The 11,136-nt window shown below is 44.2% G+C and carries 8 protein-coding genes and 1 pseudogene; 6 read left to right on the forward strand and 3 right to left on the reverse strand.

Annotation, left to right across the window (positions count from 1 at the left end; all coding sequences use genetic code 11):
* The first annotated feature begins 2 nt into the window (after positions 1-2).
* Entirely contained in the window at positions 3-1,028 is a 1,026-nt protein-coding gene (locus tag RAM70_RS19850; RefSeq protein WP_312675271.1) for a dihydroorotate dehydrogenase-like protein, read from the forward strand.
* 287 nt (positions 1,029-1,315) lie between these two features.
* A complete protein-coding gene (locus tag RAM70_RS19855) occupies positions 1,316-2,524 on the forward strand; it encodes an ATP-dependent 6-phosphofructokinase (protein ID WP_312675273.1) in 1,209 nt (402 codons plus the stop codon).
* Between the two features lie 368 nt (positions 2,525-2,892).
* Here the strand turns inward: RAM70_RS19855 and rpsN are convergent, their stop codons facing one another.
* Positions 2,893-3,195: a 30S ribosomal protein S14 gene (gene rpsN, locus RAM70_RS19860; protein ID WP_045358860.1), complete on the reverse strand. Its 303-nt coding sequence runs from the start codon at positions 3,193-3,195 to the stop codon at positions 2,893-2,895.
* Positions 3,196-3,356: 161 nt separating this feature from the next.
* Here rpsN and RAM70_RS19865 point away from each other — a divergent pair, with 161 nt between their 5' ends.
* Complete coding sequence (locus RAM70_RS19865; protein ID WP_045358832.1) at positions 3,357-3,896, forward strand: NUDIX hydrolase; 540 nt, start codon at positions 3,357-3,359, stop codon at positions 3,894-3,896.
* Here the strand turns inward: RAM70_RS19865 and RAM70_RS19870 are convergent.
* Positions 3,889-4,071, reverse strand: a complete 183-nt coding sequence (locus RAM70_RS19870; RefSeq protein ID WP_002759616.1) for a hypothetical protein — start codon at positions 4,069-4,071, stop codon at positions 3,889-3,891. The two genes, RAM70_RS19865 and RAM70_RS19870, sit on opposite strands and share 8 nt — an antisense overlap.
* 186 nt (positions 4,072-4,257) lie before the next feature.
* Between RAM70_RS19870 and RAM70_RS19875 the strand changes: the two genes are divergently transcribed.
* Positions 4,258-6,483 (forward strand): glycosyltransferase, encoded by a 2,226-nt coding sequence (locus RAM70_RS19875; RefSeq protein ID WP_045358830.1) that lies wholly within the window; start codon positions 4,258-4,260, stop codon positions 6,481-6,483.
* A 207-nt stretch (positions 6,484-6,690) separates the two neighbouring features.
* Positions 6,691-8,190 carry a hypothetical protein gene (locus tag RAM70_RS19880; RefSeq protein ID WP_312675274.1) on the forward strand — a complete coding sequence of 500 codons (1,500 nt, stop codon included), beginning with the start codon at positions 6,691-6,693 and terminating at the stop codon, positions 8,188-8,190.
* Positions 8,191-8,269: 79 nt separating this feature from the next.
* On the opposite strand, the pseudogene RAM70_RS19885 reads toward RAM70_RS19880, so the two are convergent.
* Positions 8,270-9,013 (reverse strand): annotated as a pseudogene (locus RAM70_RS19885) (DUF4079 domain-containing protein); the annotation flags it as partial.
* Positions 9,014-9,295: 282 nt separating this feature from the next.
* Between RAM70_RS19885 and RAM70_RS19890 the strand changes: the two are divergent.
* Positions 9,296-10,786, forward strand: a complete 1,491-nt coding sequence (locus tag RAM70_RS19890) for a UDP-N-acetylmuramoyl-L-alanyl-D-glutamate--2,6-diaminopimelate ligase (protein WP_312675275.1) — start codon at positions 9,296-9,298, stop codon at positions 10,784-10,786.
* Positions 10,787-11,136 lie beyond the last annotated feature (350 nt).

Below are 11,136 nucleotides of genomic sequence, written 5' to 3' on the forward strand. Positions count from 1 at the left end.
TTATGAATCTACACACTACCTACATGGGTTTACAATTGCGATCGCCGTTAGTCATCGGTGCGGCCGCACCCTTGAGCGAGGATATCGACAATATCAAGAAAATGGAGGACTTTGGAGCCGCTGCCGTGGTTTTACACTCCTTTTTCGAGGAGCAGATTAAACAGGAAAGACTGGCTCTACACCATCATTTTACCCACGGAGCCGAGAGTTTTGCGGAGGCTTTGACTTATTTTCCCGAACCGGAGGTTTTTCACGTTGGTTCCGACGAATATCTCAACCATATTCGCAAAGCCAAAGAAATGGTCGATATTCCCATTATTGCCAGTCTCAACGGTGAGACCGCCGGGGGATGGTTAGAGTATGCCACTCAAATTCAACAAGCGGGCGCTGATGCTTTGGAGTTGAATGTTTATTATGTTCCCAACGACCTGGAATTAACCGGAAATCACGTCGAACAAAACTATATTGATATCCTCAAAATTGTCAAATCGGAGGTATCAATTCCCGTCTCGATGAAGTTAAGTCCCTACTTTAGCAATACGGCCAATATGGCTAAACAATTAGCGGAAGCAGGGGCCGATGGGTTGGTATTATTTAACCGTTTCTATCAGCCGGATATCGACTTAGAAACCTTAGATGTTCACCCCAATATTATCCTCAGTAATCCCCAAGCAATGCGTTTACCCCTGCGCTGGATTGCCATGCTTTACGGTCGTGTACCGACGGATTTTGCCGCTACCAGTGGCATTCATAACGCCATCGACGTGATCAAAATGATGATGGTGGGGGCAAAAGTGACTATGTTAGTTAGTGTTTTATTACGCCACGGTTTGGAGGAAATTACCAAGATCGAACAGGGTTTATTGCATTGGTTGGAAGAAAATGAATACGAATCGATCGAGCAGTTAATTGGCAGTATGAGTCAAATGAATTGCCCCGATCCGACGGCTTTTGAACGGGTACAGTATATGAGGGCCCTGCAAAGTTACGAACCTGTTTGGAAACGTTTTCAAACCACCAGTAAATAAAAGTGGGGAGTGCTGGAGTGGGGAGCTTTTTTCAGTGATCAGTAAACAGTAATCAGTAATCAGTAATCAGTAATCAGTGAACTGAAAACTTAAGTAGGTAGGCGTTAAAAATTATCAGACACCCCCCTTATCAAGGGGGGCAGGGGGGATCGAACCTAAAATCCATTTTTAATTTAATTATAACCAGCTACTTAACTGAAAACTGAAAACTTACATCTGATAACTGATCACTGGTAACTGATAACTGATAACTGATAACTGACAAAAAAATCCTGGAGGATATAACCATGAACGAGAATCAAAGGAAAAAAATCGGTATTCTGACCAGTGGTGGCGATTGCCCGGGGTTAAATGCGGTAATTCGTGCCGTGGTGAAATCATCAAAACTAAAGGGTTGGGATGTGTACGGCATTCCCTACGGGACCGACGGTTTTATGCAGATTGCTGAGGGGAAATATCACCCCCAAGATTTGATCCTGACTCAGCATGGCTATGACCTACCCGGGATATTGAAAGGATTAGACGTTTTGCAGTTTCTTAGTGGTAGTGTACTGGGTTCTTTGAGCAAAGGACATCCCGAAAACCCAGAAATTGCCACGAAAATCCTGCAAGGATACGAAATGCTGGGATTAGATGCCCTGATCGTCGTCGGGGGCGATGGGAGCGTCGATATCATCTACGATCTCGCCCAGAAAGGCAATTGGAATATTATCGCAGTTCCCAAAACCATCGATAATGACGTTCCCTATACGGAATGGTCCGTCGGTTTTACCACTGCCGTGGATATCGTCACTCAAGCTTTGTATGATCTCACCTTTACCGCCGCTAGTCACGAAAGGGTGATGATTGTGCAGGTGATGGGTAGAGATGCTGGTCATTTGGCCCTTCATGCCGGAATTGCCGGGGGGGCCGATGCGATTTTTATTCCCGAATTAACCCCGGCTCTCACTCCCGCAATTATCGACGGTTGTTGTCGTCATTTGGCACAATTACGCGCTCAAGGTCGTCAATTCGCTCTCATTGTAATTTCTGAGGGCGTTAAGGACGAAAATAACCAAAAAGAGAAGTATATTGCCGATTATTTAGAAAAATTAATATTTGACAAAACTCGCTCTTTGTGCGTTACCGATCCCGTCTTCTGTTATCTCAATTCCATGGATGTGCGGGCCATGTCTTTGGGACACCTGCAAAGAAGTCGTCCTCCTTTGGCCATGGATCGACTGTTGGCGACGGCTTTCGGCATTAAGGCCGTAGAATTAATCGAACAGGGTAAACTCGATCGCGTGGTGATTTGGCGCGGGGGACAAGTGCGTAGTCTGCCCCTGAAACCGGTGATCAAAATTATCAAACAATGTCATCAAGAGAATCGCTGTGCCTATCCCGTTGATCCCCATGGTTTCATCGTCAAAACAGCCCGTTCTTTGGGAATTTACCTAGGGGAAAATACCACGACTGGGACGGCAGTGGTTCCGCAAGCTGTGGAGGTGTTAGTTTAGTTATAATAAAGCGAGAAGGGTTGCTCATACTTTCTCGCTCTGTTCATTGGTTAAGATTGGGTATTTCTCAACCCTACAATTACGAGAGATACTGACAGCCATAAAATCAGGATCAGGCTTCGGACTACTTTAATGATCATCCCAGCTTTTTTTAATGACCCTAACTTTTACAATTCTGTCGGGTTATGCCAGGGGTTAAGAATAAACCCTTCTTAGCTTATTAGACAGGCTTCCTAAAATAGATCGTCATCAAGTAGAAGCGGGTTGAAACTGCGCTTCTACTCACCGATGAGAATCCCCGTCTTTTGCAAGCGGGGAGATGTCAACACACCTCTATCAGAGGATTTTTCCGAGGATTTTGTTTCTGACTACCAGCTAGACTTGACTACACCGGGTAAGAGACCTTGGTGGGCCCATTCGCGTAAAACGTTGCGGGATAAACCAAAATCGCGATAGTATCCTCTCGGTCTGCCCGTCGTTAAACAACGGTTGCGGTGACGACTGGGGGCGCTATTGCGGGGTAATTCCTGTAATTTTTGGTGAATTGCCAGTTTTTCTTCAAAATCTTCGGCGGTACGGAATTGTTCTTTTAGTTCCGCCCGTTTAGCTTCGTATTTTTGTCTGAGACGATCGCGTTTTTTCTCGCGTTCTACCATCGATTTTTTTGCCATGGGGTTTCTCGAAAAAGATTTAACCTGTAAAGACAGCATTTTCCATTATAACCTGAATCTCTCCCTGGCCGTCAGACGATAATTCTGACCGCTCCCTAACACCGGTGACAAAGGTGACATTTGTTGATATTAATTCTTAAAGTCCTAGTTGAAAATTTTCTATGTCTGAACCGCCTCAATTTCTCCAACAACGTCTTTTTTATCAAGGTCGCGTCTTTCAATTTCAAGTCTCGAAACTCCGTTTACCTAACGGTGTCGAGGGAGAATGGGAATGTGTCCGTCATCCGGGGGGTGCTTTAGCAGTTCCGATCACCAAGGAAGGTCAATTAGTTTTAGTACGTCAGTATCGGTTTAGTTTGCAAGCTCGAATTCTGGAATTTCCCGCCGGAACGATCGATGAAGGAGAAGACCCCGCTACGACGGTAAAACGAGAATTAGAGGAAGAAGCGGGCTATCGGGCCCACAATTGGCAATCTTTGGGTAAATTTGCCCTGGCACCGGGTTATTCCGATGAATACATCTATGCTTTTCTGGCGCGAGATCTGGAACAATTAAGCTTGCCCCCCGCTCAAGATGCCGATGAAGATCTAGAAGTGGTTTTTATGAGTTTTGAGGAAATGGAATCAGCGATCGCTCGGGGAGAATCGATCGATGCTAAAACTATTACTAGCTTCTATCTGGCCCGTTTAGCCCTTAATTAATCTTTTCAATCACCGCTTGTCCCAGTTGAATCAACTCAAAACCGATAAAAAGGCTTAAAATCACGGTGACAGCCTGATTAAGCAGGGGTATATTGCCTTTGCCTAGAGCAGAAGCGACGAATTTGACCACAACTAAAACGAGAGCGCTAACAACGGCGATTTTGACGGCGATCATAGATTAATTTTTCCTCACGGTTAACCGAAGTATACTATTTCTAGACTTTTTCTTGCTCGTTTCATCTTCGGCTTGATACAAAATGTAGCATTTTGGTGGAGAGCGCTCCTGTCATTGCGAAAAATGCACAGGTTTTTGTTAAGAATTGTAAAATGTAGTTAGATTTATTTACTCAGAAGGGGATTTATGTCTAACCGAGAATCGATCTTTCCGTTCCCTCAAAAACCAGCATATTCCTCCCTATTCAAGTCGATTTTAGCGATAATATCAGTTATTTTAATTATGTTAGCAGTGATCGGCGGGCTAATGATGGTCAGTTTATCATTATGTTGGCCAGAACACAATATTTATCGATTAATCCTTGGCTTAGTAGAAGATTTTTTTAACCCCTTTGCTTGGATTAAAGTTCCCACAGTTACTAATAGCTATCAATTATTATTACCCACAGTTATCCTGCTAATTTTTACGCAGTTAATCATTTTCTTGTCTCCGCGTCCGCAAGTTTGGTCAAGATTAGTCATTATTTCTATCACCCTAGCTATCACCCTGCGCTATCTACTCTGGAGAATTCTGGAAACCTTAAATCTTTCCACCCCTCTCAATGGCTTTTTTAGTTTACTCCTTTTAGGCCTTGAGATGATAGTTTTAAGTAGTAGCATGATTCAGTTAGTCTTAGTCTTAACCACGAAAGATAGACGCAAAGAAGCTGATTTTTATAGCCAAGCGGTGAGCAATAAACAGTATTTGCCCACGGTAGATATCCTGATTCCTACCTATAATGAGCCAGCCTTCATCTTAAAAAGAACTATTATCGGTTGTCAAGCCCTTAATTATCCTCATAAAAATATTTATATTCTCGATGATACCCAGAGGTCAGAAATTTATGAATTGGCAGAAAAATTAAATTGTCATTATCTGACTCGTCAGGATAGAAAAAACGCTAAAGCAGGTAATTTAAACCATGCTCTCAGACAAACCCAAGGGGAATTGGTGGTAGTTTTTGACGCAGATTTTATCCCTTGTCGGAACTTTCTAGAAAGAACTGTTGGCTGGTTTCAAAACCCTAAAATTGCCTTAGTGCAAACTCCCCAAAGCTTTTATAACGCCGATCCTATCGCCCATAACTTAGGCTTAGAAAATCTCGTTACTCCCGACGAAGAATTATTTTATCGTCATATCCAACCAGCTAAAGATGGGGTAGGTAGTCCTGTCTGTGCTGGCACTTCTTTTATTGTCAGAAGAAAAGCATTAGAGGAAGTGGACTACTTTAATATAGAATCTATTAGTGAAGACTATTTCACTGGGATTGCTATCTCAGCGAAAGGTTATGAAGTTATTTACTTAAATGAAAAACTCAGCGCTGGTTTATCTGCCGAAAGTTTATCAGCTTATTTACGGCAAAGATTGCGCTGGGCAAGGGGAACTTTACAGGCCTTTTTTATCAAAGCTAATCCCCTGAAAATTGCGGGACTAACCATACCCCAAAGATTGGCACACTTAGAAGGACTTTTATCTTGGTTTTCTCCCTTAGCTCGTTTATTTTCTCTGCTTATTCCTCTCCTTTATACCTTTGGTTATATCGTACCTTTGAACATTACCATCGATGAGACAATCTATATCTTTTTACCCTACATGATGCTGCAGTTAGCCACTTATCACTGGTTAAATTCTCGCTCGCGCTCTATTATTTTTTCTGAGGTACTATCGATGATTATTTGTGTACCTACAGCCCTAACAGTTCTCCATGTTCTTTGGAAACCCTTTGACAAAGGATTTCAGGTGACACCCAAGGGAATTGCTCGCCAAAATTATCAATATAATTGGCGTTTATCCTACCCATTGCTCTTTTTTCTCACCATTACCTTAATTAGTATTTTCTTTAATTTAAATCATCACAATTATCAAGCAAGTCCCCTAAATTTTGGCTTGATTTTGGCTATATATAACGTGGTGATTATCATGACTGCTTTAGTGGCTTTATTGGAAGCTCCCCTCACCCTAGAAACTCAATACCAAGCACTGGAATCTCCCGTTAACTTGATCACAGAATCGGATATAATTATAGAGGGCAATCTGAAAAAACTTTCAGAAATAGGAGCAGAAATTAACCTGAGGGAACCCATCTACTCAGAAAAATTGCTCCTAGATATTTTAGGCGAAGATTTGCGCTTATCGGCTCATCTAGTCAATCTAGAAAAACGAGGAAAAATCTGGCAAGCAACCCTTAAATTCCAGCCACTTACCCTATCAGAGCAGAGAAAACTAATTACTTTTCTATTCTGTCGTCCCCAGCGCTGGCCCCTGAAAAATACGGCGGGAGAATTACAATCACTTTGGTTGTTAATTATCAGCTTTTGTCGGGGAATAGGCTTAATTCGGCGAGCATTTTTGAATCGAAAAACCTTTAGTTAAGTCAAAAGTCGAAAATACTTAGCGAACAACTACCGGCTGTTTACAGCGTTTCTCAGATAGATGAGGTTCGTTCTTGCCGCTGAAATAGTTAATTAGCAAAGATTATCCTGTACTTCACCTTGACGAGAAAGGCTAGATCACAGTTGTCACTTGACTAAAACTTGACAGTATTATAGTAAGAGTAATCATTCTTAGATAAACAGGCTTATGAAAAATCGTTTAGGCCTTCACCTGATGGCTAATAAGGAAAAAGGGTTTGCCTTGCCTCTTGCCGTGTTAATTGGACTCATCCTGATGGGAACAGGAATGACTATGATGATGCGCGCCCAAGCAGACCAATCGAAAGTAATTGCCCAAAACGCCAGGGCTGATGGTTTAAGAAGTTCCGAAATTGGGGTGGCGCGTGTACGGGATTTACTCAATAGCGTTCGAGTTATGGCGAAGGTTCCCAGTAATTGTACTTCCGGCGATTGTTGGCAGACCGTCCAAGTACCTTCTACCGGTACCCCTTTACGAGAAGATTTAACAAGATTAAACATTACCACCGCCTGTGGTAATCCCAGTCGTGAGAACGAAATTGCCAACAAAATCCTCGCACCAACTAATCAACGATCAGCAAGTCCAGGATTAAGAGATTTAGCTAGTGGTGAATGGTTTAAGTTGAATGATAATCGTTATTATCGCGTGGTTGGATACAATTTTACCGAAAACAATGAGGACTCCGATCTTGTGGGTTTGGGAGTTCTCACCCTGGAAGGACGTTCTCGCAAAAGTGCCGCAACAGACCTAACTAAGACTCTTCCCGATATAGATAAGGACGATAATGCCGCCTCCCGTAACCGTGTGGTGGTAAGTATCCCGATTCTTCCTTCTCGTCCCCTCGCATTCGATCGCACCACGGCCCCGGCTTTGTGGATAAGTGAGGGAGCCACGGAAGATGGTGCTAACTTTCAAGGGGATGTGGTGATGAGCGACACCATGACGAACCCAGAGCTAGAATGTTCTATTAGCACGGACAAAATTAAACAGCCCACACCTGCACCCAATACCCCCTACAAAGCGCAAGTTGTCGATGTCCCTTTTCCCGATTTACCGCCGAAGCCCACTGACCTTCCCGAAGAGCAGCGAAACCTAGAACTTACCAGTCCTGAAACTTTTCCCAGACCGGGAGACACCAAATCTCCCAGCGGAGCGTACGAGTATTTCGTTAATAATATCAACTTGAGTGGTAGCGATCAGATTACCATTACTGCGGGAGAACGGGTAGTTTTCTATGTTATTGGTAATATTAACGGTGCCATCAAACACGACTGCAGCAGCGTTAGCCCACCCACGGTTTGTAAACCGGGCAATCTACAAATTTATGCCTATGGAGAAGCTGGCGATCTTATTGGAGGTACCCCCGATCCGGAAATTTGTCTGAGAGGCAGCGAAAGACTAGAAGCGTTTATCTTTGCTCCTAACTATTCCCTCGGTAAAACCGGTACCGGTGCTTTCGTCGGTGCTGCCTGGGGTAAAAATTGGGGCAAAAATTCAGGCTGTGCCTCACCTAACAATACTGTGGCTGTGACCCAAGGGGTAGAATGGACTGAATTAATCAGAAACCTGCAGCCCAATCCCTCAAAAAATTTGCCCCGACTTGATGGGATTGCCAATTGGTGTGAGGAACCCATCGATACCGCTCCTGGTGCCTCTGAGTGTAATTGATTTCGCGACTGCTTCACCCTCTCCCAGTCCCTAAAAAACTTGAATAGAGAAAGGGTGGATTCAGTCCATCCTTTTTTTTACTTATCGGGTTGATGAGAGGGGTTTGGGATTTCGGTTCAGGACAGGTTTTATTGGTGAAATCACAGCGATAAATTGCCGGTTTTTGCCAACTGAGGGGAATTTCTAGCAAATCCCTCGAACCGGTCATCGCTTGTCCCAGAAAGAGAGCCAGAGCAATACAATTGAGAATTGTATGGGCGATGCGCCAACGATGGGAACGGTCTTTATAGATATCTTCGACAATGGCCAGAGAGAAAATCATCAGTAATGATGCGGCCATGCCGATATAGTAGTGGGACCAGTACCATTGGGCCGAGAGTCGCCAGACCCCATCCTGAGAACCGATAATAATTAAACCGATGCCAGTCAAGGTGGCAAAAATTCCGCGCCAGAGGCCTTGTCTAGCGCGGTAGAGACAGACCAAAGAGGCAATGGTGACAAAAAACATCAAAATCACAAAAATGACCTGAAAGGAGTCTAATTTTCCCTCTTTTTGTTTATCGACAAAACCATTAAAACCGTAAACCACCGAGTAAGCTAGTGCTAAAAGGTTAACCCCTACCACTGTAGCGGTTAACCAGCGGCCTAAGCGTAGATGTTCTGGCCCGACCACTGGGGGAATTTTACTTTTATTTCCCGCGTTGGTTTCTAGGCGACGTTGACGGGTTTGCCAAGCAAAGTTAACTACGAGGCCAATAATGGGGAAAACGACCACTATCCCTAGGACAGGATGAATGAGAGCCAGAAAATCGACGAATTGCATATAAATATCCCGAAAATCGTCAGCAGAAAATCGTCAACAGTTGACAAGCTATAGCCTTGTTTTTTTTAGCTTATCGCAGATATCAGGAGGCAAAAGGCAAAAGGCAAAAGGCAAAAGGCAGCTTTATTCTCCCCACACCCCACACCCTACACCCTACACCCTACACCCTACACCCTACACCCCACACCCCACACCCCACACCCCACACCCCCACTTCGGCCTAGGAACCTCTTTGATAATCGGCTAATCTAAAAGCAGCAATCCCTAGATTCAATCCTGACTATGAAACTACAAGAACTTTTAACAACTATCCCTCTGGTTTCCCCGATTTCTTCTCCTATCGCTTTAGAAACCGAGATTACAGGAATTTCCACCAATTCCCATGCTTGTCAACGGGGAGATTTATTTATCGGTTTACCCGGCACTCGCGTCGATGGGGGCGAATTTTGGCGTTCCGCTTTGGAAACCGGGGCCCTCGCGGCGCTTATCTCCCCAGCAGCCGCCGCTAAATTTCCCCCCCCGGAGGATGCTTGCGTAATGGTTGTGGAAGATTTAGTTACTGCCGCTAGTGCGATCGCTGCTAAATTCTATCATTATCCGGCCCTTACCCTAAAATTAATCGGTGTGACGGGAACCAACGGCAAAACCACCACCACCCATTTAATTGAATATTTTCTCAGCCAAGCAGGGATTCCCACCGCTTTATTCGGGACTCTTTACACCCGTTGGCAAGGATTCCAAGAAACCGCCAATCATACCACCCCTTTCGCTAACGAGTTACAAGCCAGTTTAGCCAAAGCGGTGAACGCCGGCAATGAAATCGCCGTCATGGAAGTTAGTTCCCATGCACTAGCCCAGGGACGGGTACAGGGTTGTACTTTTCCCGTGACGGTGTTTACCAATCTCACCAGAGACCATCTCGATTATCACCTCGATATGGAAGATTATTTTGCCGCTAAAGCTAAATTATTTAGTCCCGATTATCTGCAAGGTAAGGCGATTATTAACCTTGATGATGAATATGGTCAACGTTTAGCGGCCTCCCTCTCTCCCCAACAGGTTTTAACCTATAGTGTGTCCGATCCTAGTGCCGATTTTTATACTAAGGATTTACACTATCAACCCACGGGAGTGGAAGGGGTGATGGTGACTCCCCGAGGAGAAATAGCCTTTGCTTCTCCTCTAGTGGGTCAATATAATCTAGCTAACCTCTTGGCGGCGGTGGCGGCAGTGTTAGAATGTGGTGTAGATTTAGGGAAAGTAATCGCCCAAATTCCCCAGTTTTCAGGAGTACCGGGGCGGATGGAACGGGTTAGCACCGCTCCCGACCAAGATATCAGCGTCATTGTCGATTATGCCCATACTCCCGACAGTTTAGAGAATGTTTTAAAAGCTTCCCGGCCCTTTATTTCCGGTCGGATGATTTGTGTTTTTGGTTGTGGCGGCGATCGAGATCGGACAAAACGGCCGTTAATGGGGAAAATAGCGGCAGAATTAGCAGATTTAGCCATAGTTACCTCCGATAATCCCCGCACAGAAGCTCCCGAACGAATCCTTGAGGATATTATCGCTGGCATTCCCCCAGAAATTACCGTACAGGTAATTAGCGATCGCGCTTTGGCCATTGACACGGCCATTCAAGCAGCGCAACCGGGAGACGGAGTAATTATTGCGGGTAAAGGTCACGAAGACTATCAAATTTTGGGGACGGAAAAAATCCATTTCGATGACCGCGAACAGGCCCGGGCCGCTTTGATGAAAGTGAGAAAGTGATTAGGGGATAGGAGACAGTTATCAGCTTCTGAAGGCAAGAGGCAACAGGCACTCGTGCAAAAGACAGAATCTGACAATTCTCCTACCTAAAAAGAAGGTTAGAAACTAAGCACATCAAAGCTTTTAGCTTAACCAATTAGGTCTTAGATTCGGTCGAGTGACCAGTAACCAGTAATCAGAGACCAAAGAACAGGCAATAGGCGAATTTTTACTTTAGTCTCGGGTGCATCTCAATTGTGGAGAAATATATATATTAGAGTTCTTGCATAATTAATTTTTGAGAGGGCAAAAATGAGAAAAATAGACATAAAATTGCCTAAAATCTGTGAATAGACCATTTAATTGATTAA

It is taken from the genome of Microcystis wesenbergii NRERC-220, assembly GCF_032027425.1.
Taxonomy (GTDB): domain Bacteria; phylum Cyanobacteriota; class Cyanobacteriia; order Cyanobacteriales; family Microcystaceae; genus Microcystis; species Microcystis wesenbergii_A.